The sequence below is a fragment of the Micromonospora sp. WMMD736 genome, from assembly GCF_049179015.1.
GTDB lineage: Bacteria > Actinomycetota > Actinomycetes > Mycobacteriales > Micromonosporaceae > Micromonospora.
On record NZ_JBMHMI010000001.1, the window covers coordinates 2,372,465 to 2,397,956 of the forward strand.

Below are 25,492 nucleotides of genomic sequence, written 5' to 3' on the forward strand. Positions count from 1 at the left end.
CGACGGCCGGGACAGCCGCCGGCTGGTGCCCGGAGAGCGCCGCCGCGTTTTTCACAACGCCAACGTTACGTAATTGCCCGGAGGGTCGCAAACCCGGGCCCCGGTGATCCGAACCACCGAGCCCACGGAGTCGGACGAACCTCGATCACTACGGTGCGTAGGATTTGCGCCGTGAACCGAATCGTCCGTCCGGTATCCGGCGTCCTGCTGCGCCGCCTCGCGCTCGCCTCGATCATCGCGAACGTGGCGATCGTCGTCACCGGCGGGGCGGTCCGGCTGACCGCGTCCGGCCTCGGCTGCCCCACCTGGCCCCGGTGCACCGACGACTCGTACGTCACCACCCCCGAGATGGGCGTGTACGGGGTGATCGAGTTCAGCAACCGGATGCTGACCTTCGCGGTCGGCCTCATCGCGCTGGCCACCGTGCTGGCGGTGCTGACCCACCGGCCCCGCCGACCCGGGCTCCTGGCGCTGGCCGTCGCCGTGTTCCTGGGCATTCCCGCCCAGGCGGTGATCGGCGGCATCACGGTGCTCACCAACCTCAACCCGTGGGTGGTCGGGCTGCACTTCCTCGCCTCGATGGCGGTGATCGCCGCCGCGTACGCCCTCTGGCGGCGGATCGGCGACCCGGACGGCCCGACGGTCGCCGTGGTGCCCACTCCCCTGCGCACGCTCGCCCGGATCACCACCGGCGTCACCGTCGCGGTGCTGGTGATCGGCACCTGGGTCACCGGCAGCGGCCCGCACGCCGGCGACCACGGCGCGGCCCGCAACGGCCTGGACCCGGAGTCCATCTCCCAGGTGCACGCCGACGGGGTCTTCCTGCTGATCGGCCTGTCGGTGGCGCTCGTCTTCGCGTTCCGCGCGGTGGGCGCGCGACGAGCCACCCGGGCCGCCCTCGTCCTGCTGGCGGTGGAGCTGGGTCAGGGGCTGATCGGCTTCGTGCAGTACTTCACCCACGTGCCGGCGCTCCTGGTCGGCGCGCACATGCTCGGCTCGTGCCTGGTGCTGCTGGCCGCACTGTCGGTCCAGTGGTCCACCCGCGAACGCCACCCGGTCACCCCCGAACGCGTCGCGCCCCCGGCCGAGACGGCGCTCGCGGTCACCGCCTGACCATCGCGCGCCCCGCTGAGCATCATCGGCGGGCTTCGACGTTCTCGGCGCGTTGCTACCCTGCGATCACAAAGCTCGATCTAGGGGTGTCGATGGTTCTGAGTGATGTCGTCTCCGTCTTCGCGCTCCTGGTGTCGCTGGGGTCAGGCGCGGTCGCGCTGCGCTACACCCGTACGGACACCCGATTCGCGGCGTACGACCGGAGCACAGACCTGTTCCTCGAGGTCGACCGGCTCTTCCTGGCCCAGCCGGACCTGCGGCCGTACTTCTACGACGGGGCGCGACTCGCCGAGGATGACGTCGACCGACACCGGGTGGAAGCGGCCGCCGAACTCGTCCTGGACGTCTTCGAGTGGATCTGGCGGCGCCAGGAGGAACTCAGCCGCCGCGACCAGGAAGGTTGGCGGCACTACATCCTCGAGATGCTCGACGCCAGTCCAGAGCTGTGCACCTTCCACCACCGTCATCCGGCGTGGCATCCGTGGGTCAACGAGATCCTGTTGAACAGGACCGACAAGGCATGACGGCGCAGCGACTGGTCGCCGACCCGGAGGATGTGCGTCGCCGAGTGCGCGAGGTGGGCTACGCCTTCGTCCCGTCGTCCGCGTTCCGGGTGCCGGAGACGCGGCAGGCAGCCCTGGAGAACCTGCTGGCGGCCTGGTCGACCCTGCCGCTGGACCCCTATCTGCGGGGCGGCACCTACCGGCGCAGGCGGCACGGCGTCTACCGGTGCGACCCGCAGCGGGATGAGGTGATGCCGGTCGAGCAGCGGGGTTACTTCCAGAGCAGCGAGCACAACCCCTTCGCCGGCGGGACGGAGCGGACCTTCGCGGCACTGCCCACCGAGGTCGCGACCAACCCGCTCCTGCTGGACCTCCTGCGCTTCGACGCCTGGCTGTTCGCCCCACTCGCCACCGCTGCGGGTGACGGGTTCCTGGCGCACGTCCACCTGGTCCGGGTCACGGCCGACAACCAGCCCGGACGTCCGTCACCGGAGGGCGTGCACCGCGACGGCTTCGATTTCATCGCCCTGCACCACATCGGGCGGCAGGGGGTCACCGGCGGCGCCACCTCGCTCTACGACCACGACGGGTCGCCGGTGGAGCAGCAGACCCTGAGCGGACGGTTCGCCAGCCTCTACGCCGACGACCGCCGACTGCGCCACAACGTGAGCGACCTGGTGGCGGACAACCCCGCCGGGGGTCACCGCGACATGCTCCTCACCAGCTACACGCCGATATAGGTCGACCCGGGGTTTCCCCCGGGTCGACTGGTGGTGGTTGGTCAATTCAGCTATCTATCTCAGCGGGCCATCGTGCGCCGGGCCATCGACCGCCAGAGGTCGTTGCTCGGACGCATCTGGTCCATCAGTTCACGCTCCCAGGCGTTCTCGACGGTGACTCCCGCCTTGGCGCACGCCTCCCGGGCCGTGACGGTGTCCTCGGCGAACTGGTCGCCCCACTCACCGTCGCCGCCCACGAGGACGATCCGTGCGCCGCGCTTACCGACGTACTCGATGACGGCCTTCGCGCCGCCGTGCGCGGCGGCGAACGACTTGAGACCCGCGACCAGACCGTGCGGGGCCTGCTCGCCGGAGGTCTGCTCGGCCGTCAGCGTCGTATCGGAACCATCTGCCATGACGCGAAGCCTAAGCAGAGTTCCACTCGCGCGGGCGAGAACCATGAACCTTTTGTGATGCCAATTACCTACAGGTTTAAGGAGGAGCACAGACTCTTTGTCCGCTTAAATCCAGACTTTCCCGCCTCAACTTCCGGAGCAAACCCGGCCGCAGCCCTCGCAGGTTGAGCCGATCCGACTCATGCCGAAAGTTACTCTGATGTGACGTTAAAGCGGGACAACTCATCCATGATGATGAGTGTTCAGAGGATTGCCGGCGAAAACCGGAGGCCCCGCGCGGTCGGGGTCAGATCAGCGCGTCGAGCGCGACGGCCACGAACACGATCGTCAGGTACGTCGTCGACCAGTGGAACAGCCGCATCGGCTTGACCGCCTCGCCGCGCGTCGCCCGTCGGCAGAGCTTGTGCGCCTCGAGGATGAAGATGGCGCCCACGACGAGGGTGGGGACCCCGTAGATCGCGCTGAGCCCCAGCGGCCAGACAGCCAGGGAGGTGAGCACGGTGAGCCAGGCGAAGATCAGGATCTCGGCGTTCACCCGGCGGGTCGAGGCCACCACGGGCAGCATCGGGATGCCGGCACGGGCGTAGTCGTCCTTGTACTTCATGGCGAGCGGGTAGAAGTGCGGCATCTGCCAGAAGAAGACCACCGCGAACAGCGCCCAGGCGGCCGGGGCGAGCCCGCCGGTGACCGCCGCCCAGCCGATGAGCACCGGCGCCGCGCCGCAGGCGCCGCCCCAGAACGTGTTCGTCGGGGTGGAGCGCTTGAGCCACATCGTGTAGATGACGTCGTAGTAGACGATCGCGGCGAGCGTCAGACCGGCGGCGAGCAGGTTGGTGAACACCGCCATCAGCACGATCGAGACCGCCGCCAGCACCAGACCGAAGACCAGCGCGCTCCGCGGTGACACGGTGTGCGCCGGCAGCGGACGCCGCTTGGTCCGCCGCATCAACTGGTCGATGTCGCGGTCGATGTAGCAGTTGATGACGCTTGCCGCCCCCGCCGCGAGCGAGCCACCGACGAGCACCACCGCCATCAGCCACAGCGGCGGCAGGCCGCCCTCGGCGAGCATCATCGCCGGGATGGTGGTGACCAGCAGCAGTTCGACGATGCGCGGCTTGGTCAGCGCCACGTACGCCGACACGATCGCGCGCACGTCCCGCCGCGCCACCGGACCCTCGGCCGCCCGTGCCGGGGGCTGCCCGGCGGGGTTGCTCGCGGGGCGCTCGGTGATCATGCTCACGGATTGCCACCTTCCGGCATCGGCACGGGGAGATCGGATCGGCGAGGCCCGCTCGGGGACCGCACACCGACCCACACACTACGCGTCGTCGTTTTGGCTGCCCGGCCGACCCGACAACGGTGCGGGCCGTCACACCACCGGGTTGAACGACCTGGGCCACCATCACGTACCGCACACCATGCGAGATCCCCGGGCGGACGTTTAGTCACGCTCGATAGGGTCACCAGTGAGGGTTCCGCCCATCTGCCGAGGAGCACAACCATCGTGGCTGCCAACCGACCCGAGCACTCCGCACTGAACTGGTCCGATCTCGATCGCCGGGCCGTCGACACCGTCCGCGTGCTGGCCATGGATGCCGTGGAGAAATCCGGCAACGGCCACCCGGGCACCGCGATGAGCCTCGCGCCCGCGGCCTATCTTCTCTTCAACCGGGTCATGCGGCACAACCCGGCCGACCCGAACTGGCCCGGCCGGGACCGGTTCGTGCTCTCCGCCGGCCACTCCAGCCTGACCCTCTACATCCAGCTCTTCCTGTCCGGCTACCCGCTGAGCCTGGACGACCTGAAGTCGCTGCGCCAGTGGGGCTCGATGACCCCGGGCCACCCGGAGCACGGCCACACGCCGGGCGTCGAGACCACCACCGGCCCGCTCGGGCAGGGTCTGGGCAACGCCGTCGGCATGGCCATGGCGGCCCGCCGCGAGCGTGGCCTGTTCGACCCGGAGGCCGAGCCGGGCACGTCGATCTTCGACCACAACATCTGGTGCATCGCCTCCGACGGCGACATCGAGGAGGGCATCAGCCACGAGGCCAGCGCCCTCGCCGGGCACCAGCAGCTGGGCAGCCTCACGCTGATCTACGACGACAACGAGATCTCGATCGAGGACGACACCCGCATCGCCAAGAGCGAGGACGTGGCGGCCCGCTACGAGGCGTACGGCTGGCACGTGCAGACCGTCGACTGGCGCAGCGGCGACGCCGACCAGGGCGACTACCACGAGAACGTCGAGGCGCTGTACGACGCGCTGATGGCCGCCAAGGCGGAGACCACCCGCCCCTCGTTCATCGCGCTGCGCACCATCATCGGCTGGCCCGCGCCCAACAAGCAGAACACCGGCAAGATCCACGGTTCGGCGCTCGGCGCCGACGAGGTCAAGGCCACCAAGCGCATCCTCGGCTTCGACCCGGAGCAGACCTTCCAGGTCGACGAGGAGGTGCTGGGTCACGCCCGCACGGTGATGGGTCGTGGCTCCGACGCCGAGCAGGAGTGGACCGCGTCGTTCGACGCCTGGAAGAAGGCCAACCCGGAGCGCACCGCGCTCTACGAGCGGCTCGCCGGTCGGGTGCTGCCCGACGGCTGGACCGACGCGCTGCCGGTCTTCCCCGCCGACGCCAAGGGTGTGGCCACCCGGGCCGCGTCCGGCAAGGTGCTGGAGGCGCTCGCGCCGGTGCTGCCGGAGCTGTGGGGCGGCTCGGCCGACCTGGCCGAGAGCAACAACACCACCATGAAGGGCGAGCCGTCGTTCATCCCGGCGTCGCACGCCACCAAGGACTTCCCGGGCCACGAGTACGGCCGCACGCTGCACTTCGGCATCCGTGAGCACGCCATGGGCGCGATCCTGAACGGCATCGCCCTGCACGGAGGCACCCGCCCGTACGGCGGCACGTTCCTGGTGTTCAGCGACTACATGCGCCCGTCGGTACGGCTCGCCGCGCTGATGAAGCTGCCGGTGACGTACGTCTGGACGCACGACTCGATCGGCCTGGGCGAGGACGGCCCGACCCACCAGCCGGTGGAGCACCTGACCGCGCTGCGGGCGATTCCGGGCCTGGACGTGGTCCGCCCGGCGGACGCCAACGAGACGGCGTGGGCCTGGCGGCAGGCGCTGGAGCACACCGACCGGCCGACCGCGCTGGCGCTGAGCCGCCAGCCGCTGCCGACCCTGGACCGGGACGTCCTGGGCGACGTGGCCGGCGTGGCCAAGGGCGGTTACGTGCTGGCCGAGGCGTCCAACGGCAAGCCCCAGGTGATCATCGTCGCCACCGGGTCCGAGGTGCAGCTCGCGCTGACCGCCCGGGAGCGGCTGGAGGCGGACGGCACCCCGACCCGGGTCGTCTCGATGCCCTGCCAGGAGTGGTTCTACGAGCAGGACGAGGCGTACCGGGAGTCGGTGCTCCCGCGCGGGGTAAAGGCACGGGTGAGCGTGGAGGCGGGCATCGCGATGTCCTGGCGCGGAATCGTGGGTGACCTGGGCGAGAGCGTCAGCCTGGAGCACTACGGAGCGAGCGCCCCGCACACCGTGCTCTTCGAGCAGTTCGGGTTCACCCCCGACCGGATCGTGGCGGCGGCGCACGCCTCGCTGGCCCGGGTGGGCGACATCACCGGTTTCACGACCGGCAACTGAGGGAGCGTGGACGGCATGACCGACAAGCTGAATGAGCTCACCGCCGCGGGTGTGGCGGTCTGGCTCGACGATCTCTCCCGGGTGCGACTGAGCTCCGGCGGGCTGGACCAGCTCCGCCGCGAGAAGCACGTGGCCGGGGTGACCACCAACCCGACCATCTTCGCGAAGGCGCTCAGCGACGCCGACGAGTACAACTGGCAGCTGCGCGACCTGGCCATCCGTGGCGTGGACGTGGAAGAGGCCGTCCGGATGCTCACCACGTACGACGTACGGTGGGCCTGCGACGTGATGCGCCCGTCGTACGACGGCAGCGCCGGCGTGGACGGCCGGGTCTCGATCGAGGTGGACCCGCGCAGCGCGCACGACGCCGACAAGACGGTCGCCGAGGCCAAGGCGCTGTGGTGGCTGGTCGACCGGCCCAACCTCTTCATCAAGATCCCGGCCACCGAGGAGGGCCTGTCGGCGATCACCGACACGCTCGCCGAGGGGATCAGCGTCAACGTCACGCTGATCTTCGGCCTGGACCGCTACTCGGCGGTCATGGAGGCCTTCCTGACCGGTCTGGAGCGGGCCAAGGCCAATGGCCACGACCTGTCCACCATCGGCTCCGTGGCGTCGTTCTTCGTCTCCCGGGTGGATTCCGAGGTCGACAAGCGGCTGGAGAAGATCGGCTCGGACCAGGCCAAGGCGCTGCGCGGCAAGGCCGCCGTGGCCAACGCGCAGCTCGCGTACGAGCGCTACACCGAGGTCTTCTCCTCGGACCGTTGGAAGGCGCTCGAGGCGGCCGGCGCGCACCCGCAGCGGCCGCTGTGGGCCTCCACCTCGACGAAGAACCCGGACTACCGGGACGTCATCTACGTCGAGGAGCTGATCGCCGCCGGAACGGTCAACACCATGCCGGAGTCGGTCATCCACGCGTACGCCGATCACGGCGAGACCCGCGGCGACACCGTCACCGGGTCCTACGACGCGGCCCGCAAGGTCTTCGCGGACCTGGAGTCGGTCGGGGTGGACATGGCCGACGTGATCGCCACCCTGGAGCGCGAGGGCGTGGAGAAGTTCGAGGCGAGCTGGCAGGAGCTGCTCGACGGCGTCAGCAAGTCGCTGAAGGCGGCCGGCACGGGCGAGGGCGCTCCGAACAAGGCCGCCAAGGGCAACGCCAAGGCGGCCGAGAAGGCCGGTGGCGCGTGAGCGAGCCGATCAGCACGCAGCGAAGTGGAGTGACGGCATGAGCGACGTGTTGAACCAGCCGGCGGAGGCCGCTGCTGGGCTCGCCGTGTACGGCGCGGACGCGGTCGACAAGGCCGCGCCCGCCTCGACCCGGGAGGCGCTGGTCAAGGCCGGCGTCCCCGGGCGGCTGGCCGCCAAGGACGCCACCCTGTGGGGTCCGGACGCCGAGGCCGAGGCGAAGATCCGGCTCGGTTGGGTGGACACCCACCAGCGCAGCCGGGAGCTGCTGGCGCAGCTCGCCGAGCTGAAGGCGGAGCTGGCGGACCTGGACCACGTCGTACTCGCCGGCATGGGTGGCTCGTCGCTCGCCCCCGAGGTGATCACGCGGACCCTGGGCCGGCCGTTGACCGTGCTGGACACCACCGACCCGGGCCAGGTCCGGGCGGCCCTCGGTGACCGGCTGGAACGCACCGTGGTGGTGGTCGCCAGCAAGTCCGGCTCGACGGTGGAGACCGACAGCCACCGCCGCGCCTACTGGCAGGCGTTCCTGGACGCCGGGATGACCGAGGCGGAGGCCGGCCGGCACTTCGTCATCGTCACCGACCCGGGCTCGCCGCTGGCGGCGACCGCGACCGAGATGGGCGCGTTCACCGTGCTCGCCGACCCGAACGTGGGTGGCCGGTACTCCGCGCTGACCGCGTTCGGGCTGGTGCCGTCCGCGCTGGCCGGCGTCGACGTGTCCGAGCTGATCGACCAGGCCGACGCGTTGGCCCGGTCGCTCGCCGCCGACAGCGACAACCCGGCGCTGGCGCTGGGCGCCGCGCTGGGCGCCGCCGCCACGCTGGCCCGCGACAAGGTCGCCCTGGTGTCCGACGGCACCGGCATCGACGGCCTGGGCGACTGGGCCGAACAGCTCATCGCCGAGTCGACCGGCAAGGCCGGCGTGGGCATCCTGCCGGTGGTCGTGGAGTCACCGCAGAGCCCCGGCGCGACCGGCCCCGACGTGCTGACCGTCAGCTACGGCGGCGCGCTGGCCGCCGGCGACGTGCCGGGCGGTGGCGGCGCCCCGGACGTGGCCGTCAACGGCCCGCTCGGCGCGCAGTTCCTGGCCTGGGAGTACGCCACCGCGGTTGCCGGCGTGGTGCTCGGCATCGACCCGTTCAACCAGCCGAACGTCACCGAGTCCAAGGAGAACACCAACAAGATCCTGGCCGCGGGGCTGCCGACGGAGAAGCCGTCGTTCACCGAGGGCGCGATCGAGGTGTACGCGCCGCAGGGCGCCCCGGGCGACCTGGCCGGGGTACTGCGGTGGCTGCTCGACGGGCTCGGCGACGACGGCTACCTGGCGGTCATGGCGTACCTCGATCGGTTCGCCGACGCCGACGCGGCCGGCGTGCGGCCGCTGCTGGCCGGCGCGTCCGGTCGGCCGGTCACCTTCGGGTGGGGGCCGCGGTTCCTGCACTCCACCGGCCAGTACCACAAGGGTGGCCCGCAGGTGGGCAGCTACCTGCAGCTGACCGGCGCGGTCGCGGAGGACCTGGACGTGCCGGGCAAGCCGTACACCTTCGGCGAATTGCAGGCGGCACAGGCCGCCGGCGACCGGCAGGCCCTCGCCGGCCGGGAGCGGCCGGTGCTGCGGCTGCACTTGACCGACCGGGCCGCCGGGGTCGCCCAACTGCTCGACGCGGTCGGTCAGCTGCGCACGTGAGGATGGACGACGTGACCCAAGGCGTGAACCCGCTACGCGATCCGCAGGACCGCCGGTTGCCCCGGATCCCTGAGCCGTGCGCTCTGGTGATCTTCGGGGTGACCGGCGACCTGGCCCGCAAGAAGCTGCTTCCCGCGGTCTACGACCTGGCGAACCGAGGGCTGCTGCCGCCCGGTTTCGTGGTGCTCGGCTTCGCGCGCCGCGACTGGGGCGACGGCGACTTCGAGACCCTGGCCTGCGAGGCGGCCAAGAAGCACGCCCGCACCCCGTGGCGGGACGAGGTCTGGGCGCGTCTGGCCGGCAACATCAAGTTCGTTCCTGGGTCGTTCGACGACGACGCCGCCTTCGACACGCTGGCCTCGACGCTGGACGAGCTGCGGCAGAGCCACGGCATCGCCGGCAACGCGGCGTTCTACTTCTCCATCCCGCCGGCCGCCTTCCCGGTGGTGCTCAAGCAGTTGGCCCGCACCGGGATGGCCGACAACGAGAAGTCCGGCGGTTGGCGGCGGGTCGTGGTGGAGAAGCCGTTCGGCAACGACCTGCCGTCGGCGAAGGCGCTCAACGACCTGGTCGACGACGTGTTCACCCGGCAGGACGTCTTCCGGATCGACCACTACCTGGGCAAGGAGACCGTCCAGAACATCCTGGCCCTGCGGTTCGCCAACAACCTGTTCGAACCGCTGTGGAACTCCAAGTACGTCGACTCGGTGCAGATCACCATGGCCGAGGACGTCGGCATCGGCACCCGGGCCGGCTTCTACGACACCGTGGGCACCGCCCGTGACGTCCTGCAGAACCACCTGCTGCAACTCCTGGCCCTGGTGGCCATGGAGGAGCCGACCAGCTTCGACGCCGACGAGATCCGGGCCGAGAAGCTGAAGGTGCTCAAGGCGATCACCCTGCCGAAGGACGTGGCCCGGGACACCGTCCGGGGCCAGTACCTGCCCGGCTGGGTGGGCGGCGAGCGCGCGGTCGGCTATCGGGAGGAGCAGGACGTCCCCGCCGACTCCACCACCGAGACGTACGTGGCGGTGCGCCTCGGCATCCAGAACCGGCGCTGGGCCGAGGTGCCGTTCTACATCCGGGCCGGCAAGCGACTCCCCCGGCGGGTCACCGAGGTCGCCATCATGTTCAAGAAGGCGCCGCACCTGCCGTTCAACGACGCCGACATGGAGTCGCTGGGCAACAACCAGTTGGTCATCCGGGTGCAGCCGGACGAGGGCGTGGTGCTCAAGTTCGGCTCGAAGGTGCCGGGCACCACCATGGAGGTCCGCGACATCGCCATGGACTTCCAGTACGGCGAGGCGTTCACCGAGTCCAGCCCGGAGGCGTACGAGCGGCTCGTCCTGGACGTGCTGATCGGGGACCGCACCCTGTTCCCGGACGCCGCCGAGGTCGAGCAGAGCTGGCAGGTCATCGACCCGCTGGAGCACGCCTGGGCGGGTACGACGCCGGAGCCGTACCGGGCCGGCGAGTGGGGTCCGCGGGCGGCTGACGAGATGCTGGCCCGCGAGGGCCGCGCTTGGAGAAGAGCATGATCGGGCTGTGGGACACCACCGGCAACGAGGTGGTCAAGGCGCTGGCGGCCGAGCGGCGCAGCGCCGGTGGTGTGGCCAGCGGCATGGCGCTCACCCTCATCGTGGTGGTGGACGAGAAGCGCGTGCGCGAGGCGGAGGCGGCGGCGACCATCGCCGCCGCCGCCCACCCGTGCCGGCTGGTGGTCGTGGTCCGCTCCGACATCGAGCGGGACCGGAACCGGCTGGACGCGGAGATCGTGGTCGGCGGTCGTCTCGGTCCGTGCGAGGCGGTGGTCACCCGGATGTACGGGCGGCTGGCCCTGCACGCCGAGTCGGTGGTGATGCCGCTGCTGGTGCCGGACGTACCGGTGGTGACCTGGTGGCACGGTGAGCCGCCCGCGGAGATCGCCACCGACTTCCTCGGTGTGGTCGCCGACCGACGGATCACCGACTCCGCGCAGGCCGCCGACCCGGTGGAGGCGCTGCGCCAGCGGGCCCGGGACTACGCCCCGGGCGACACCGACCTGGCGTGGACCCGGATCACCCCGTGGCGGACCCTGGTGGCCGGGGCGTTCGACACCACCGAGGCGAAGGTCACCGAGGCGACCATCGTCGCGCCGCCCACCGACCCGACGGCGACGCTGATGGCCGGTTGGCTGTCCAGCCGACTCGGCGTCACGCCGCGCCGCGTGGACAGCGACGAGTTCCCCCGCATGCGCGAGGTGCAGTTGACCTGCGCCAACGGCGACAAGCTGACGCTGACCCGCGAGGACAGCCTGGCGGTGTTCCGGCGGACCGGCCAGGAGGACCGGACGCTGCCGCTGGTCCGTCGGCCGCTCGGCGACGAGCTGGCCGAGGAGCTGCGCCGCCTCGACGCCGACCAGGTGTACGCGGAGGCGTTGGGCGCGACCGCGGGCCTGCACGGTCTGGAGCAGCGCCCGCCGCAGCGGGTGCACGTCTGGAAGGATCCGGCCACGGCCCAGCGCGCCGAGGCCGGCGTCACCGCGCACGCCGGCACGAGCGGCGAGAGCTGAGCACCACGACACCGGCAGGGCCGGGACGTGACGTCCCGGCCCTCGACCGCCCCCTCCGGACGCTCCGCGTCCGGGCACGACGCGACAGCGACCGCCCAGCGGTCCGGAAACGAAGGCACAACGCATGAGTGAGGCGAGTGTCGCCGTCCACGCCGACGCCGATCTGCTGGCGCAGGCCGTGGCGGCCCGACTGCTGGTGAAGCTGCTCGACGCCCAGGCCGACCGGGGTGCGGCCGCGGTGGTCCTCACCGGTGGTCGGGTCGCCGCCGCCGTCTACCGGGCGGTGGCGCAGCTGCCGGCCCGCGACGCGGTCGACTGGTCCCGGGTCGACGTGTGGTGGGGCGACGAGCGGTTCCTGCCGTCCGGCGACCCGGAGCGCAACGAGACCCAGGCCCGGGCGGCCCTGTTGGACGCGGTGCCGCTGGACCCGGCCCGGGTGCACGCCATGCCGGCCTCCGACGGCCCGGCCGGCAACGACCCCGAGGCTGCCGCCGCCGCGTACGCCGAGGATCTGGCCCGCGCCGCCCGGCCGGGGCACGCCGCGCTGCCGCACTTCGACGTGCTGATGCTCGGGGTGGGCGAGGACGGGCACGTCGCCTCGGTCTTCCCCGAGCACCCGGTGCACCACGACACGCGGCCGGTCAGCGCGGTGCGGGGCAGCCCGAAGCCGCCGCCGGTGCGGACCACCCTGACCCTGGGGGCGATCAACACCGCCGAGGAGGTCTGGCTGGTGGCCGCCGGCGCCGACAAGGCAGGCGCGGTGGGCATGGCGCTGGCCGGGGCGGGGCCGGTGCAGATTCCGGCCGCCGGGGTGCACGGCGTGGACCGTACCCGCTGGTTGTTGGACCGCGCGGCCGCCGCGAACGTGCCGGCCCGCCTGCGCAGCCTGCGCTAGATCCCCGCTGACCGCGACGAACGGGCCCCTCGCCGTGCGGCGAGGGGCCCGTTCGGCTATTCGCCGCGTCGGCGGCGCAGCGCGGCGAGGGCCTCGGCCAGCAACGCCTCCCCCTCCTCGGCGGTACGCCGCTCCTTCACGTACGCCAGGTGGCTCTTGTACGGCTCGGCGCGGACGCGTCCGGGCGGGTTCTCGGCGTCCAGGCCGGCGGGAAGCCCGCAGCGGGGGCAGTCCCACAGCGGCGGCGCCGTGGCGTCGGCCGCGATCCGGATGTCGGTCTGGTGATCGTTGCGGCACCAGTAGGTGACGGCCTGTCGGGGGGCCGGTTGGTGCCGCTCGTCGGGGCGCATGGGCGCGGACCCGACGCGGGCGCCACGGATGACGTTGCCACTGGGCACGGCTGCTCGCTCCTGTCGTCGGAGGGGACCCGCCGCCGGCAGGGGTGGGCGGCGGGCGACGCGGTGCAGCGGAGAAAAGACTGCGCGCGGCCCGTCGAGTGACGGACCGCGCGCAGATTGTACGACTTGGCGGGCTGGCTCAGGTGCCGCTGTTCATCTGGAGACGGAGCCAGAGACCCAGCCCGACGATCGCCGCGAACCAGACGACACCCACCAGAACGGTGTAGCGATCCAGGTTCTTCTCGGCCACCGAGGAGCCGGCGAGGCTGGAGCTGACACCGCCGCCGAACATGCTCGACAACCCGCCGCCCTTACCGCGGTGCAGCAGGATGAGCAGGGTGAGCAGAACGCTCGTGATGACCAGCAACACGATCAACGTGTATGCGAACCAGATCGGCATGGCTGGGGGCAGTCCTCTCGTAGCGATCCTCGCCCGGACAGGTCGGGCACTCCGGCACCGGCCGGTGGACGGGCGGTGTCCAGAATAGCGAGCGATCAGCGAGCGATGTGCTCGGGGAACCGGCAGATCTGCGCGAATTCCTCCGCGTCCAGGCTCGCGCCACCCACCAGGGCGCCGTCCACGTCCGGCTGGGCCATGATCGAGGCGACGTTCGACGCCTTGACCGAGCCGCCGTAGAGGACCCGGACGGCGTCTGCCGTCTCGGCGTCGAAGCGCTCCGCCAACCGCTGACGGACCGCGCCGCAGACCTCCTGGGCGTCCTCCGGCGTGGCCGTCTTGCCGGTGCCGATCGCCCAGACCGGCTCGTACGCGATGACGACCTGGCGTACCTGCTCGGGGGTGAGCCCGGCGAGGCCCCCGTCGAGCTGGTCGGAGCAGTGCGCCACGTGGGTGCCCTGCTCGCGCACGTCCAGCCCCTCCCCCACGCAGAGGATGGGGGTCAGGCCGTGCGTGAGCGCCGCCTTGACCTTGGCGTTGACGACCGTGTCGTCCTCGTGGTGGTAGGCCCGCCGCTCGGAGTGCCCGACCACCACGTACGTGCAGCCGAGCTTGGCCAGCAGCGGACCGGAGATGTCACCGGTGTACGCGCCGGAGGCGTGCGGGGAGAGGTCCTGTCCGCCGTAGCCGATCAGCAGCTTGTCGCCGTCCACCGCCGTCTGCACCGTGCGCAGGTCGGTGAAGGGCGGCAGCACGACGGTCTCCACGTCGGTGAGCTGCTTCTCGGTGAGGCTCGCGGCCAGCTTCTGCACGAGCAGGTTGGCCTCGAGGTGGTTGAGGTTCATCTTCCAGTTGCCGGCCATCAGTGGCCGGCGGGTCGTGCTCGCCATGCTCAGTTCTCCAGGGCCGCGATGCCGGGGAGGGTCTTGCCCTCCAGGTACTCCAGGGAGGCGCCGCCGCCGGTGGAGATGTGACCGAAGCTCGACTCGTCCAGGCCCAGTGCCCGCACGGCGGCCGCGCTGTCGCCGCCGCCGACGACGCTGAACGCGTCGGCCTTGGTGATCGCCTCGGCGATGCCCCGCGTGCCCGCCGCGAAGGCGGCCATCTCGAACACGCCCATCGGCCCGTTCCAGAAGATCGTCTTGGCCTGCGACAGGGCGGCGGCGAAGCCGGCGACCGTCTCCGGGCCGACGTCCAGGCCGAGCCGGTGGCTCGGGATGCCGTCGACGCGGACCGTGTCGTGCGCCGCGTCCGGGGCGAACGCGTCCGCGACCACCACGTCGACCGGAAGCATGATCTTGCCGTCGGCCCGCTCCAGCAGGTTGCGGCAGGTCTCGACCATGTCCTTCTCCAGCAGCGAGGTGCCCACCTCCAGGCCCTGGGCCTTGAGGAAGGTGAAGCACATGCCGCCACCGATGAGCAGCCGGTCGACCGTTGGTAGCAGCGCCTCGATCACGGCAAGCTTGTCGGAGACCTTGGACCCGCCGAGCACCACCACGTACGGCCGCTCGGGCTCGCTGGTCAGCTTGGAGAGCACCTCCACCTCGCGCAGCACCAGCCGGCCGGCCACGTGCGGCAGCCGCGCCGGCACGTCGTACACGCTGGCGTGCTTGCGGTGCACGGCGCCGAACGCGTCGTCGACGTACGCGTCGCCGAACGCGGCGAGCTGGTCGGCGAACGCGCCCCGCTCGGCCTCGTCCTTGCTGGTCTCACCGGCGTTGAAGCGCAGGTTCTCCAGCAGCGCGACCTGGCCGTCGGCCAGGTCGGCGACGGTCGAGCGGGCCGACTCGCCGACCGTGTCGGTGGCGAAGTGCACCGGAGCGCCCAGCAGCTCACCGAGCCGCCCGGCGACCGGGCTCAGGCTGAACTGCGGGTCGGGCGCGCCCTTCGGGCGGCCCAGGTGCGAGCAGACGACCACCTTCGCGCCGGCCTCGACCAGCGCGCCGAGGGTCGGCAGCACCGCGCGGATACGTCCGTCATCCGTGATGGCACCGGTCTGCTTGTCGAGCGGGACGTTCAGGTCGGCGCGCACCAGCACGCGCCGACCCGACACCCCCTCGGCGAGCAGGTCGTCGAGGGTCCGGATGCTCACAGCGACGAACCGACCAGCTTGACGAGGTCGACGAGGCGGTTCGAGTAGCCCCACTCGTTGTCGTACCAGCCGACGACCTTGACCTGGTTGCCGATGACCTTGGTCAGCGGCGCGTCGAAGATGCACGACGCCGGGTCGGTGACGATGTCGGCGGAGACGATCGGGTCCTCGTTGTAGACCAGGATGCCCTTGAGCGGGCCCTCCGCGGCGGCCTTCAGCGCGGCGTTGACCTCGTCCACGGTGGTCTCCCGGCCGACCTCGACGGTCAGGTCGGTGGCCGAACCGGTCGGGATCGGCACCCGCAGCGCGTACCCGTCGAGCTTGCCCTTCAGCTCCGGCAGCACCAGGCCGATGGCCTTCGCGGCGCCGGTGGAGGTCGGGACGATGTTCAGCGCGGCGGCGCGCGCCCGGCGCAGGTCCTTGTGCGGCGCGTCCTGCAGGTTCTGGTCCTGGGTGTACGCGTGGATCGTCGTCATCAGACCCTTGGTGATGCCGAACGTGTCCTGGAGGACCTTCGCCATCGGGGCCAGGCAGTTCGTCGTGCACGAGGCGTTCGAGATGATGGTGTGCTTCGCCGGGTCGTAGGTGTCGTGGTTGACACCCATGACCACGGTGACGTCCTCGTTCTTCGCCGGGGCGGAGATGATGACCTTCTTGGCGCCGCCGTCGACGTGCGCCTTGGCCTTGGTGCCGTCGGTGAAGAAGCCCGTCGACTCGATGACGACGTCCGCGCCGACCTCGCCCCACGGCAGCGCCGCCGGGTCCTTCTCGGCGAACGCCTTGATGGTCTTGCCACCGACGGTGATCTCGTCGGCGGTGGCCTTCACCTCGTACGGCAGCCGACCCAGGATGCTGTCGTACTTGAGCAGGTGGGCGAGCGTGCCGTTGTCGGTCAGGTCGTTGACCGCCACGACCTCGATGTCGGCGTCGGACGCCAGCACTGCCCGGAAGAAGTTACGGCCGATTCGGCCAAAGCCGTTGATGCCAACCCGGATGGTCACAGGTCCCATCTCCTCGCGTTCTGGTCCGCCGGCTTGACTCAACGGGCCGGCGGGAATGGTGTGCGCCGACCGTTGGAGCCGGCCGTCGACGGTTCATCTCGGCCACCCCGCCGCGCGGTCTGAGGACCTGACCGCCCGAGGCGGTGGGCACGACGAGAAGTGCCGGTGTCGGCCCCCTTGCCGTACTCAGCGACCCTATCCGAGCGTGCGGGAGCACGCTGCGCCGGGTCGTGCTCCCGGCGCACCGTACGGGCCCACCGTCCTATCAGACCACGAGCATGTCGGGCGTGACGGCTGCTTCCGTATCCGGGATGCCGAGGTCGCGGGCCCGCTTGTCGGCCAACGCCAGCAGGCGGCGGATCCGACCGGCGATGGCGTCCTTGGTCAGCGGCGGGTCGGCCAGCGCGCCCAGCTCCTCCAGCGACGCCTGGCGGTGCTCCAGGCGCAGCCTTCCGGCGTCGGTGAGGTGGTTGGGCGCCTCGTCGGCCAGGATCTCCAGCGCCCGGGTGACCCGGGCGGCGGCGGCCACCGCGGCGCGCGCCGAGCGGCGCAGGTTCGCGTCGTCGAAGTTGGCCAGCCGGTTGGCGGTGGCCCGCACCTCGCGGCGTACCCGACGCTCCTCCCAGGCCAGCACGCTGGAGTGCGCGCCGATGCGGGTGAGCAGCGCCGCGATCGCGTCACCGTCCTTGACGACCACCCGGTCCACCCCGCGTACCTCACGGTTCTTGGCCGTGATGCCGATCCGGCGGGCCGCGCCGACCAGCGCGAGGGCCGACTCCGGGCCCGGGCAGGTGATCTCCAACGCGCTGGACCGGCCGGGCTCGGTGAGTGAGCCGTGCGCCATGAACGCGCCCCGCCACGCCGAGACCGCGCAGCAGACGTTCGCCGCCACCACGTGCGGGGGCAGCCCGCGCACCGGCCGGCCACGCACGTCGAGCAGGCCGGTCTGCCGGGCGAGCGCCTCGCCGTCCTTGACCACCCGGACGATGAAGTGGCTGCCCTTGCGCAGCCCGCCGGAGGCGAGCACGTGGATCTCGCTCGGGTAGCCGTAGACCTCGGCGATCTCCCGGCGCAGCCGACGCGCCACCGCGCCGGTGTCCAGCTCCGCCTCCACCACCACCCGGCCGGAGACGATGTGCAGCCCTCCGGCGAAGCGCAGCAGCGCGGCCATCTCCGCCCGCCGACAGCAGGGCTTGGGCACGTCGACCCGACTCAGCTCGTCCTTGACCGCAGCCGTCATCGCCATTGTGCGTCCCCTCACGGACCTGTTCCGGCGTGTCGCCGGTGATTACGTACGTGTCTAACGATCGGCGCCCAGGACAGGCACCAGCGCGGCGCCCAGGGCAGCCGGATCATGGCGGGGAGTGCCGTCGGTGACGGCGACGGGGGCGAGGACCAGGCGGGCACCCAGCGATTCTGCCGCACGTTCGACCGGTTCCGGGTCACCCACCGCCTTCGCGTCCGCCAGCACGAGATCCACCTTGAGCTCGGGCAGGTACCAGTGCAGCGCCGCCAGATGATCGGCGACCGAGAGGCCGAGGGTCTCCTTCTCCGCGGCCAGGTTCAACGTGACCAACCGCCGGGCCGAGCTGGACACGATCGCGTCGGCCAACTGCGGCACCAGCAGGTGCGGCAGCACGCTCGTGTACCAGCTGCCCGGCCCGAAGATCAGCCAGTCCGCCGCGCCGATCGCGGCGAGGGCCTCGGCGCAGGCCGCCGGGGCGACCGGGGTCAGGCGCAGCGATTCGACCCGTCCGGTGGTGACCGCCACCTGGTGCTGGCCGCGCACGGTCCGCACCTCGTCCGGGGCGTCCGGGTCCGCCCCGCGCACCCGCGCCTCGATGTCGACCGGCTGGCGCGACATCGGCAGCACCCGCCCGACCGCGCCGAGCATCGCCCCGGCGTGCTCCAACGCCGCCACCGGGTCGCCGAGCAGCTCCATGAGCCCGCAGAGCACCAGGTTGCCCACCGCGTGCCCGGCCAGGCCGTCCGCGCGGGCCGGGTCGCCCGCCGCCGGGGCCGCGTCCGTCGGCTTTCGGGCAACCGGGTCCGCGTCCGCGCCGGGTCCGCCCGCCGCCGGGGCCGCCTGCGCTCGGGCCGCCGGGCCCGCGTCGGCGCCGGGCGCGTCGCGCGCCGCCGGGGCCGCGTCGGTCCCGGCATGCTGGAGTACGCGGACAGCCTGGGCCGCCGTGAAGCGGTGCTGGAAGAGACCGGCGCTGCGTCGGGTGGCCGGATGGTCACCGGCCAGCGCCACCAGGGCCTGCCGCAGGTCACCCGGGGGCAGGCCACCCCGTTCGGCGCGCAGCCGGCCACTGGACCCGCCGTCGTCGCCGACCGTCACCACGGCGGTGATGTCCAGGTCGAGTTCCGGGGCGCAGTGCCGCAGCGCGCGCAGCGACGCCGACAGGCCGTGCCCGCCGCCGAACGCCACCACCCGGCGCGTCGTCATTCCCGCCCCAGGTCGCGGTGCTGGGCGTTGGCCGCCAGCCCCGCCTGACGCAGGCGGCCGGCCAGCTCCTCGGCGATGGCCACGCTGCGATGCTTGCCGCCGGTGCAGCCCACGGCCACCGTCAGGTACCGCTTGCCCTCGCGCTCGAAGCCCGTGGTGGTGGCGTTGACCAGGTCGGCGTACGAGGCGACGAAGGCGTCCGCGCCCTCCTGCCCCAGCACGTACGCGCTGACCGCCTCCTCCCGCCCGGTGTGCTCGCGCAGCTCCGGCACCCAGTACGGGTTGGGCAGGAACCGGGCGTCCAGCACGAAGTCGGCGTCCGGCGGCAGACCGTACTTGAAGCCGAACGAGAGCACGGTCACCCGCAGCCGGCGGGCGTCCTCGCCGCCGAACAGCTCCTCGATGCGGCGGCGGAGCTGGTTGACGTTCAGGTGGCTGGTGTCGATGATCACGTCGGCCTGGTCGCGGGCCTCCTCCAGCAGTCCCCGCTCGACGGCGATACCGTCGGCGAGCCGCCCGTCACCCTGCAACGGGTGTGAGCGCCGCACACTCTCGAAGCGGCGGATCAGCACCTCGTCGTCGGCGTCGACGAACACCACCCGGGGCGAGAAGCCGCGCTCCTTGAGCTCCCGGATCGCCCCCGCCAGGTCGGTGGAGAAGGCCCGCGAGCGCACGTCCAGCACCATCGCCGTACGCCGGGCCGCCCCGCCGGCCTTGAACGCCAGCTCGGCCATGTCGAGCATGAGCGCCTGCGGCAGGTTGTCCACCACGTAGTAGCCGACGTTCTCCAACGCGCGGGCCACGGTGCTACGACCGCCACCGGACAGTCCGGTGACCACCACCAGGGTGGTCTCCGACTCGGCCGTCGGCTGCCCGTCACCGGCAGTGTGCGCCTCGCTCACCCGTACCCCCAAGACGTGGCGCCGCGGCCACCGTCGGCCGCGATTGGTCAATCAGCGACTCTATCCCGCCGGCCGGGACCGGGGCGGGCGCGGATGGCGGGTCGGAGATGTGGCGGTGCCGTCGGCCTCGTGGGCGATGGTCAGGCGCGCGGGTCACGCCGCAGGCCGGTCACGAACGACGACCAGGCGTCCCGGCCGAAGACCAGCGCCGGGCCGTCCGGGTCCTTGGAGTCCCGCACCGCCAGCCCGCCGGAGAGTACGGCCACCTCGACGCAGTTCGAATCGTTTGCGCCGCTACGGCTGCTCTTGCGCCAGGAAACCCGTGTCAGCTTCGCGGGGGCCATCGGCAGCGCTCCAAGGTGTCGGACTCAGTCGGGAACCTCGGCAGCGATCCGCGCAAGAAGGTCCGCGGAGCGGTCAGGGTCGAGCGCCTTGGCCCGAAGGTGGTCGAACATGAGTCTATATCGGGCCACCTGCCGGTCCTCCTCCAGCAACAGCGTGCTGGAGTCGTTGCTGAGGTACACCACGGCCGGGTCGAGCAGCGGGTCGGCGTACTCCAGCAGGGTGAAGGCTCCGGCCATCGCCGCGTGCGCCCCGGCGGAGAACGGCAGGACCTGGATCTCGACCGAGGGCATGGCGCACGCTTCGATCAGGCGGGTGAGCTGCGCGCGCATCACCCTTGGGCCACCGACCACCCGTCGGACCGCCGCCTCGTCCAGCACCGCCCACAACGATGGCGGCAGGTCACGGGAGAGCAGAGCCTTACGAGCGAGCCTGGCCGCCACCACTCGATCGGTCTCGTCCTGGTCGGCGGTGCTGCGGCCCGCTTTGACGATGGCGCGGACGTACTCCTCCGTCTGCAACAGGCCGGGGACGTACAGACACTCGAACGCGCTGATCGAGGTCGCCTCCGCCTCGAAGCCGACGTAGTCGTCCGGCAGCACGTCGCCGTACGCGCTCCACCACCCCTTCTGGCGCGACTGCCGGAGCAGCGCGGTCAGCGACTCCCGCTCGTCCTCGGCTGCGTCGTAGAGGTCGAGCAGCGGGGGCAGGTCCTTGGGCATCACCCGCGAGTGTCCGAGTTCGAAGCGGATGACCTTGGTCCGGTGCCAGCCCAGGATCTTGGCGACCTCCTCGGCGGTGTGGCCGGTGCGGTCCCGCAGGCGGCGCAACTCGCGCCGCAGCCGGCGGGCCCTGATCGTCGGACTGGGCACCTGCGCCATCGCCACCTCCACTCTGAGTGATCGATTATTACCGAGGAGTGAGCTTGGTTCAAGCGCTTGTCTCGAAGAAATCACGACGTTGCATTTCAAGCTCAACTGGTCCAGTCTCGTGGTGAGCATCCGCTACGGAGAGGCAGGGAATCGTGACGGACAATCGATCGGCTCGCGGGGAGCAGGAGTCACGGCGACCGCGTGACGTCCACGACGACCTGAGCGCGCTGCTCGACCGGGCCGATGTGTCCGAGCGGGTCCGGGCCGCCATCGCTTTCGCGTTGGCGAAGCCGGAGGCCCTGTCGTCGTACCTCATCTCGCTGGGTCCCACGGAGCGCGAGCGGCCGACGGGCCGGTGTTCTGCGGCCGGAGCGGCCCCGACAACGAGGTGTGCATGGACGTCACCGGACACCCCGGCTTCCACAGCGCGGCCGGCATCGGCGGTCTCTGCTGGGGCGACGGAGACGGCACGGCCGGGCGGTGACAGGCGCGGTGGGCGCGTCGGGCCGGCGGGCGGGCGGTGCTGTCGGGGACAACTCGTAGACTCCGCGGATGGCTTCCCCGACCGAGCTGCGTACCGACGACGCGCTGGCGGCGCTGCGCCGGGTGTTCGGCTACGACGCCTTCCGCGGCTTCCAGCAGCAGGTCATCGACCATGTCGTCGCCGGCGGCGACGCGCTGGTGCTGATGCCCACCGGTGGCGGCAAATCACTGTGCTACCAGATCCCGGCCCTGGTCCGCGACGGCGTCGCGGTCGTCGTGTCGCCGCTGATCGCGCTCATGCAGGACCAGGTGGACGCGCTCACCGCGGTCGGCGTACGCGCCGGTTTCCTCAACTCGACGCAGACCCTCGACGCCCGCCGCCGGGTCGAGGCGGCCTTCGTCGCAGGTGAATTGGACCTGCTCTACCTGGCGCCGGAGGCGCTCGGCGTCCGGTCCACCCTGGCCCTGCTGGACCGGGGGCGCATCGGGCTGTTCGCGATCGACGAGGCACACTGCGTGTCGCAGTGGGGGCACGACTTCCGGCCCGACTACCTGGCCCTGTCGATGCTGCACGAGCGGTGGCCGCAGGTCCCCCGGATCGCGTTGACCGCCACCGCGACCAGCGCCACCCGCCGCGAGATCGCCACCCGGCTGGGCCTCGACGACGCGCGGCACTTCGTGGCCAGCTTCGACCGGCCCAACATCCAGTACCGGATCGTGCCCAAGCGCGAGCCGCGCAAGCAACTCCTCGCCCTGCTGCGCGACGAGCATCCCGGTGACGCGGGCATCGTCTACTGCCTGTCCCGCGCCTCGGTCGACAAGACCGCCGAGTTCCTGACCGCCAACGGCATCGCCGCGCTGCCCTACCACGCCGGCCTCGACGCGGCGACCCGCGCCGCCAACCAGCAGCGCTTCCTGCGCGAGGACGGGCTGGTCATGGTGGCCACCATCGCCTTCGGCATGGGCATCGACAAGCCCGACGTACGCTTCGTGGCCCACCTCGACCTGCCCAAGTCGGTCGAGGGCTACTACCAGGAGACCGGCCGCGCCGGCCGCGACGGGCTGCCGTCCACCGCCTGGCTGGCGTACGGCCTCCAGGACGTGGTGCAGCAGCGCAAGATGATCGAGACGTCCGACGGCGACCTCGCGCACCGCCGCAACCTCGCCGCGCACCTGGACGCCATGCTCGCGCTCTGCGAGACGGTCCGGTGCCGCCGGATGCAGCTGCTCGAATACTTCGGCGAGAGCGACACCTCGGCCTGCGGCAACTGCGACACCTGCCTCAACCCGCCGGAGTCCTGGGACGGCACGGTCGCCGCCCAGAAGCTGCTGTCGACCGTGTTCCGCCTCGACCGCGAACGCAACCAGCGGTTCGGCGCCGGGCACTGCGTCGACATCCTGCTCGGCAAGCAGACCGACAAGATCAGTCAGTACGGCCACGACTCGCTGACCGTCTTCGGTATCGGCACCGAGCTGAGCGAGGCCGAGTGGCGGGGCGTGGTCCGCCAACTCCTCGCCGAAGGCCTGCTCGCCGTCGAGGGCGACTACGGCACGCTCGCCCTGACCGAGGCGAGCGCCGACGTGCTGGGCCGCCGCCGTACCGTCACCATGCGCCGCGAGCCGGAGAAGCCGGCGTCGAGCCGTTCGTCGAAGCCGCGCGGCTCGTCCACGGTCGTGGCCGAGCTGACTCCGGCCGCCGCGTCCGTCTTCGAGCGGCTGCGCGCCTGGCGGGCGGCCACCGCCAAGGAGCAGGGTGTTCCCGCGTACGTCATCTTCCACGACGCGACGCTGCGCCAGATCGCGGGCGACGGGCCCACCTCGCTTGCCGAGCTGTCCCGGGTCAGCGGCGTCGGCGAGAACAAACTGGCCAAGTACGGCGAGCAGATCCTGGCCGTCCTGGCCGAATGACCCTGGGCATGCCGAAAGGGCCGGGCCCCGTGGTGGGGTCCGGCCCTTGTCGGTTGGTTCTCTTAGCTGGTGGCGTAGCCGCGGGTGGCGATCCAGTCGGCGAGGTGCTCGACGGTGATGTCGTAGGAGGCGGTGTTCGGGTCGGCCGAGTCGGCGATCCGCACCACGTTGCCGTTGTCGCGGTAGCCCACGACGCTGATGTAGTGCCCGCCCTCGAAGGAGTGGATACCACCGTCGGTGTCGGTGCTGGTGCCGGCGATGTTGGCGACCACGGCCCGACCGTTGTCCACGGTGCGGACGATGTCGGCGCGCAGCTGGTCGGTCTGCGTGGCGTCGGCGTCGGGCTTGCTGATCTCGACCGAGTGGTAGGCGTCGGTCTTGCCGGTTTCCTTGTTCAGGACCGGGGTGATGTCGTTGATGCTGTTGGTGCCGGCCTCGGTGGTGCCCATCTCCTTGGCCATGGCGTCCACGCTGATGTCCTTGCCCTGCACGCTCAGCGCATTACGGGCCGCGGCGGGGCCGCAGTAGTAGAAGTTCGGCTGGGCCTCGTACCGCACGCCGAGCTGCCGCTCGCCGTGGCCCTTGCGGTCGGTCTGGGTCTGCGACACGGGCTTGGCGGTGCTCTCGGCGGCGAAGGCGGTGGTCACGGGGCCGGCGATGGCGCCACCGGTGAACGCGAGGCCAGCAGCGGTCAGGGCGGTCTTACGAATCAGATCGGTACGCATGATGGCGTGCTCCTCTGCTTCATCCGGGGGATACGCGCCCGACACACGGGGGTGTGCCCGGCGGGGAAAGTTCGTGAGGGAGTTCTGTCCGGCGACCCGACAAGAGGGGGTCTGCGCGGGGGGTGGTGCAACGGTCCGCGATGGCGGGTCATTCCCGCACCGCTGGGCCGGGGGGCTGGCCGGTGGTGCTCGACCGTGCGGGGGTGTAACGACGCCGGCCTGGCGGGTGTTCCCGGGGCGGCTGCACCGGCCGGCGCGGTGGTGCTCGGTGGTGCGAGGGAGTAACGACGCCGACCCGGCGGGTGTTCCCGGGGCGGCTACCGGCTCTTGGCCGGTGGTGCTCGGTACTGCGGGGTGTGTAACGAGCCCCGCCCGGCGGGTGTTCCCGGGGCGGCTACCGGCCGCGGCAGGTGGTGCTCGCTCGTGCGGGTGTACAACGACGCCGACCTGGCCGGTGTTCCCGGCAGCGGCTACCGGCTCTGGGCCGGTGGTGCTCGGTGGTGCGGGTGTGTAGTGACGCCGGCCCGGCGGGTGTTCCCGGCGGCGACTACCGGGCCTTGGGCACGGTGTCGTTCGGCGGTGTCGGGGTGTAACGACGCCCACTGAGCGGGTGTTCCCGGCGGCGGCTGTCGCGCACGGCGACCGGTTTCGCGGCAGCTGTGACCTGAGGGTCACGGCGGCGCATCAGGTACAACGACCCGGCCCGGGATTTCCGCAGCCCGGGTGCGGCCCGACACGGCACCCCGGCCCGAACGGGACAACCATCCCAGGAGCGACAGACCCTCCGGCCCTACCAATGATGATCGACTCGACATCGCCGAAGTGGCGGCATCTCCGTACAAGGGATGCCCCCCACGTCAGCGACCTCGTGTCGATCAAGGCGCAGGCTGACCGAACACTAGTACCCAAGCACTGCACCGGACCACCAAAACCGGACAAACTACGCTCCGACGCCAACGCCCGACGCCGACGCAACGCCACCCCGAACGCCACCCGACCCGACAGGACCGACCCAGACGCCGACGCCGACACCGACCCGACGGGCCACGCCTGGTGGGTCTCATGATCTGCGCACCTTCGGGGATGGTGCTGCCTCAGGCCGCCGTGAGGCAGCACCATCCCCGAAGGTGCTGCCTGGCGATCGGGGCGAAGGCCTCACCGAAGATCCGAAGCGGCGCATTCGGGCTCAAGATCGTGCTCGAAAC

At 71.4% G+C, this 25,492-nt stretch carries 23 protein-coding genes; 10 read left to right on the top strand and 13 right to left on the bottom strand.

Going from position 1 to position 25,492, the window contains the following annotated elements:
• The first annotated feature begins 153 nt into the window (after positions 1 to 153).
• The 3 genes from ACN269_RS09980 (at position 154) to ACN269_RS09990 (ending at position 2,356) form a co-directional block, all read left to right on the top strand.
• Complete coding sequence (locus tag ACN269_RS09980) at positions 154 to 1,113, top strand: COX15/CtaA family protein (RefSeq protein ID WP_421472183.1); 960 nt, start codon at positions 154 to 156, stop codon at positions 1,111 to 1,113.
• A gap of 92 nt (positions 1,114 to 1,205) precedes the next feature.
• Positions 1,206 to 1,637 (top strand): hypothetical protein, encoded by a 432-nt coding sequence (locus ACN269_RS09985; protein WP_421472184.1) that lies wholly within the window; start codon positions 1,206 to 1,208, stop codon positions 1,635 to 1,637.
• Positions 1,634 to 2,356, top strand: a complete 723-nt coding sequence (locus ACN269_RS09990) for a 2OG-Fe dioxygenase family protein (RefSeq protein WP_421472185.1) — start codon at positions 1,634 to 1,636, stop codon at positions 2,354 to 2,356. The genes ACN269_RS09985 and ACN269_RS09990 overlap by 4 nt, the downstream gene beginning before the upstream one ends.
• Positions 2,357 to 2,415: 59 nt before the next feature.
• Here ACN269_RS09990 and ACN269_RS09995 read toward each other — a convergent pair whose 3' ends face one another.
• Positions 2,416 to 2,751 carry a hypothetical protein gene (locus ACN269_RS09995; RefSeq protein WP_421472186.1) on the bottom strand — a complete coding sequence of 112 codons (336 nt, stop codon included), beginning with the start codon at positions 2,749 to 2,751 and terminating at the stop codon, positions 2,416 to 2,418.
• Positions 2,752 to 3,037: 286 nt separating this feature from the next.
• Positions 3,038 to 3,991 (bottom strand): heme o synthase, encoded by a 954-nt coding sequence (locus tag ACN269_RS10000; protein WP_421472187.1) that lies wholly within the window; start codon positions 3,989 to 3,991, stop codon positions 3,038 to 3,040.
• 264 nt (positions 3,992 to 4,255) lie between these two features.
• Between ACN269_RS10000 and tkt the strand changes: the two genes are divergently transcribed.
• The 6 genes from tkt to pgl all read left to right on the top strand — a co-directional run bounded on the left by tkt (position 4,256) and on the right by pgl (position 12,718).
• Positions 4,256 to 6,394: a transketolase gene (gene tkt, locus ACN269_RS10005; RefSeq protein ID WP_421472188.1), complete on the top strand. Its 2,139-nt coding sequence runs from the start codon at positions 4,256 to 4,258 to the stop codon at positions 6,392 to 6,394.
• Positions 6,395 to 6,409: 15 nt separating this feature from the next.
• The gene (gene tal / locus ACN269_RS10010) at positions 6,410 to 7,585 is read left to right on the top strand and encodes a transaldolase (RefSeq protein WP_421472189.1); all 1,176 of its coding nucleotides are present in this window, start codon (positions 6,410 to 6,412) and stop codon (positions 7,583 to 7,585) included.
• Positions 7,586 to 7,622: 37 nt separating this feature from the next.
• Positions 7,623 to 9,272 carry a glucose-6-phosphate isomerase gene (locus ACN269_RS10015; RefSeq protein WP_421472190.1) on the top strand — a complete coding sequence of 550 codons (1,650 nt, stop codon included), beginning with the start codon at positions 7,623 to 7,625 and terminating at the stop codon, positions 9,270 to 9,272.
• Positions 9,273 to 9,274: 2 nt separating this feature from the next.
• Complete coding sequence (gene zwf / locus ACN269_RS10020) at positions 9,275 to 10,810, top strand: glucose-6-phosphate dehydrogenase (RefSeq protein ID WP_421476257.1); 1,536 nt, start codon at positions 9,275 to 9,277, stop codon at positions 10,808 to 10,810.
• Positions 10,807 to 11,823: a glucose-6-phosphate dehydrogenase assembly protein OpcA gene (locus ACN269_RS10025; protein WP_421472191.1), complete on the top strand. Its 1,017-nt coding sequence runs from the start codon at positions 10,807 to 10,809 to the stop codon at positions 11,821 to 11,823. Before zwf ends, ACN269_RS10025 begins: the two co-directional genes overlap by 4 nt.
• Positions 11,824 to 11,947: 124 nt before the next feature.
• Entirely contained in the window at positions 11,948 to 12,718 is a 771-nt protein-coding gene (pgl, locus tag ACN269_RS10030) for a 6-phosphogluconolactonase (RefSeq protein WP_421472192.1), read from the top strand.
• 56 nt (positions 12,719 to 12,774) lie between these two features.
• Here pgl and ACN269_RS10035 read toward each other — a convergent pair whose 3' ends face one another.
• From ACN269_RS10035 to ACN269_RS10080, 10 genes are all read right to left on the bottom strand, one after another.
• Positions 12,775 to 13,116 carry an RNA polymerase-binding protein RbpA gene (locus ACN269_RS10035; protein ID WP_357134282.1) on the bottom strand — a complete coding sequence of 114 codons (342 nt, stop codon included), beginning with the start codon at positions 13,114 to 13,116 and terminating at the stop codon, positions 12,775 to 12,777.
• A gap of 139 nt (positions 13,117 to 13,255) precedes the next feature.
• A complete protein-coding gene (secG, locus tag ACN269_RS10040) occupies positions 13,256 to 13,516 on the bottom strand; it encodes a preprotein translocase subunit SecG (RefSeq protein WP_355049593.1) in 261 nt (86 codons plus the stop codon).
• A 95-nt stretch (positions 13,517 to 13,611) separates the two neighbouring features.
• Positions 13,612 to 14,403, bottom strand: a complete 792-nt coding sequence (tpiA, locus tag ACN269_RS10045; RefSeq protein ID WP_421472193.1) for a triose-phosphate isomerase — start codon at positions 14,401 to 14,403, stop codon at positions 13,612 to 13,614.
• A gap of 2 nt (positions 14,404 to 14,405) precedes the next feature.
• Complete coding sequence (locus ACN269_RS10050) at positions 14,406 to 15,605, bottom strand: phosphoglycerate kinase (RefSeq protein ID WP_421472194.1); 1,200 nt, start codon at positions 15,603 to 15,605, stop codon at positions 14,406 to 14,408.
• The gene (gene gap / locus ACN269_RS10055) at positions 15,602 to 16,606 is read right to left on the bottom strand and encodes a type I glyceraldehyde-3-phosphate dehydrogenase (RefSeq protein ID WP_421472195.1); all 1,005 of its coding nucleotides are present in this window, start codon (positions 16,604 to 16,606) and stop codon (positions 15,602 to 15,604) included. The genes ACN269_RS10050 and gap overlap by 4 nt, the downstream gene beginning before the upstream one ends.
• Before the next feature lie 265 nt (positions 16,607 to 16,871).
• Positions 16,872 to 17,852, bottom strand: coding sequence for a DNA-binding protein WhiA (gene whiA, locus ACN269_RS10060; protein ID WP_030337350.1), 981 nt, complete (start codon positions 17,850 to 17,852; stop codon positions 16,872 to 16,874).
• A gap of 54 nt (positions 17,853 to 17,906) precedes the next feature.
• The gene (locus ACN269_RS10065) at positions 17,907 to 19,055 is read right to left on the bottom strand and encodes a gluconeogenesis factor YvcK family protein (protein WP_421472196.1); all 1,149 of its coding nucleotides are present in this window, start codon (positions 19,053 to 19,055) and stop codon (positions 17,907 to 17,909) included.
• A complete protein-coding gene (gene rapZ, locus ACN269_RS10070; protein ID WP_421472197.1) occupies positions 19,052 to 19,957 on the bottom strand; it encodes an RNase adapter RapZ in 906 nt (301 codons plus the stop codon). Before rapZ ends, ACN269_RS10065 begins: the two co-directional genes overlap by 4 nt.
• A 140-nt stretch (positions 19,958 to 20,097) precedes the next feature.
• The gene (locus tag ACN269_RS10075) at positions 20,098 to 20,301 is read right to left on the bottom strand and encodes a DUF397 domain-containing protein (RefSeq protein WP_421472198.1); all 204 of its coding nucleotides are present in this window, start codon (positions 20,299 to 20,301) and stop codon (positions 20,098 to 20,100) included.
• 24 nt (positions 20,302 to 20,325) lie between these two features.
• Positions 20,326 to 21,180, bottom strand: a complete 855-nt coding sequence (locus ACN269_RS10080) for a DUF5753 domain-containing protein (RefSeq protein ID WP_421472199.1) — start codon at positions 21,178 to 21,180, stop codon at positions 20,326 to 20,328.
• A gap of 543 nt (positions 21,181 to 21,723) precedes the next feature.
• Between ACN269_RS10080 and recQ the strand changes: the two genes are divergently transcribed.
• Positions 21,724 to 23,562, top strand: a complete 1,839-nt coding sequence (gene recQ, locus ACN269_RS10085; protein WP_421472200.1) for a DNA helicase RecQ — start codon at positions 21,724 to 21,726, stop codon at positions 23,560 to 23,562.
• A 62-nt stretch (positions 23,563 to 23,624) separates the two neighbouring features.
• Here recQ and ACN269_RS10090 read toward each other — a convergent pair whose 3' ends face one another.
• On the bottom strand, positions 23,625 to 24,287 hold the full coding sequence (locus tag ACN269_RS10090; RefSeq protein WP_421472145.1) for a C39 family peptidase: 663 nt from the start codon (positions 24,285 to 24,287) through the stop codon (positions 23,625 to 23,627).
• Positions 24,288 to 25,492 lie beyond the last annotated feature (1,205 nt).

What these genes read in the sequence shown, in the direction of transcription:
- pgl (WP_421472192.1), top strand. Translation starts at nt 11,948, where the DNA reads ATGAGTGAGGCGAGTGTCGCCGTCCACGCCGACGCCGATCTGCTGGCG.
- recQ (WP_421472200.1), top strand. Translation starts at nt 21,724, where the DNA reads ATGGCTTCCCCGACCGAGCTGCGTACCGACGACGCGCTGGCGGCGCTG.
- secG (WP_355049593.1), bottom strand. Translation starts at nt 13,516, where the DNA reads ATGCCGATCTGGTTCGCATACACGTTGATCGTGTTGCTGGTCATCACG.
- ACN269_RS10065 (WP_421472196.1), bottom strand. Translation starts at nt 19,055, where the DNA reads ATGACGACGCGCCGGGTGGTGGCGTTCGGCGGCGGGCACGGCCTGTCG.
- ACN269_RS09990 (WP_421472185.1), top strand. Translation starts at nt 1,634, where the DNA reads ATGACGGCGCAGCGACTGGTCGCCGACCCGGAGGATGTGCGTCGCCGA.
- ACN269_RS10080 (WP_421472199.1), bottom strand. Translation starts at nt 21,180, where the DNA reads ATGGCGCAGGTGCCCAGTCCGACGATCAGGGCCCGCCGGCTGCGGCGC.
- ACN269_RS09985 (WP_421472184.1), top strand. Translation starts at nt 1,206, where the DNA reads ATGGTTCTGAGTGATGTCGTCTCCGTCTTCGCGCTCCTGGTGTCGCTG.
- ACN269_RS09995 (WP_421472186.1), bottom strand. Translation starts at nt 2,751, where the DNA reads ATGGCAGATGGTTCCGATACGACGCTGACGGCCGAGCAGACCTCCGGC.
- ACN269_RS10090 (WP_421472145.1), bottom strand. Translation starts at nt 24,287, where the DNA reads ATGCGTACCGATCTGATTCGTAAGACCGCCCTGACCGCTGCTGGCCTC.
- ACN269_RS10075 (WP_421472198.1), bottom strand. Translation starts at nt 20,301, where the DNA reads ATGGCCCCCGCGAAGCTGACACGGGTTTCCTGGCGCAAGAGCAGCCGT.
- ACN269_RS10025 (WP_421472191.1), top strand. Translation starts at nt 10,807, where the DNA reads ATGATCGGGCTGTGGGACACCACCGGCAACGAGGTGGTCAAGGCGCTG.
- whiA (WP_030337350.1), bottom strand. Translation starts at nt 17,852, where the DNA reads ATGGCGATGACGGCTGCGGTCAAGGACGAGCTGAGTCGGGTCGACGTG.
- ACN269_RS10015 (WP_421472190.1), top strand. Translation starts at nt 7,623, where the DNA reads ATGAGCGACGTGTTGAACCAGCCGGCGGAGGCCGCTGCTGGGCTCGCC.
- tpiA (WP_421472193.1), bottom strand. Translation starts at nt 14,403, where the DNA reads ATGGCGAGCACGACCCGCCGGCCACTGATGGCCGGCAACTGGAAGATG.
- zwf (WP_421476257.1), top strand. Translation starts at nt 9,275, where the DNA reads ATGGACGACGTGACCCAAGGCGTGAACCCGCTACGCGATCCGCAGGAC.
- tal (WP_421472189.1), top strand. Translation starts at nt 6,410, where the DNA reads ATGACCGACAAGCTGAATGAGCTCACCGCCGCGGGTGTGGCGGTCTGG.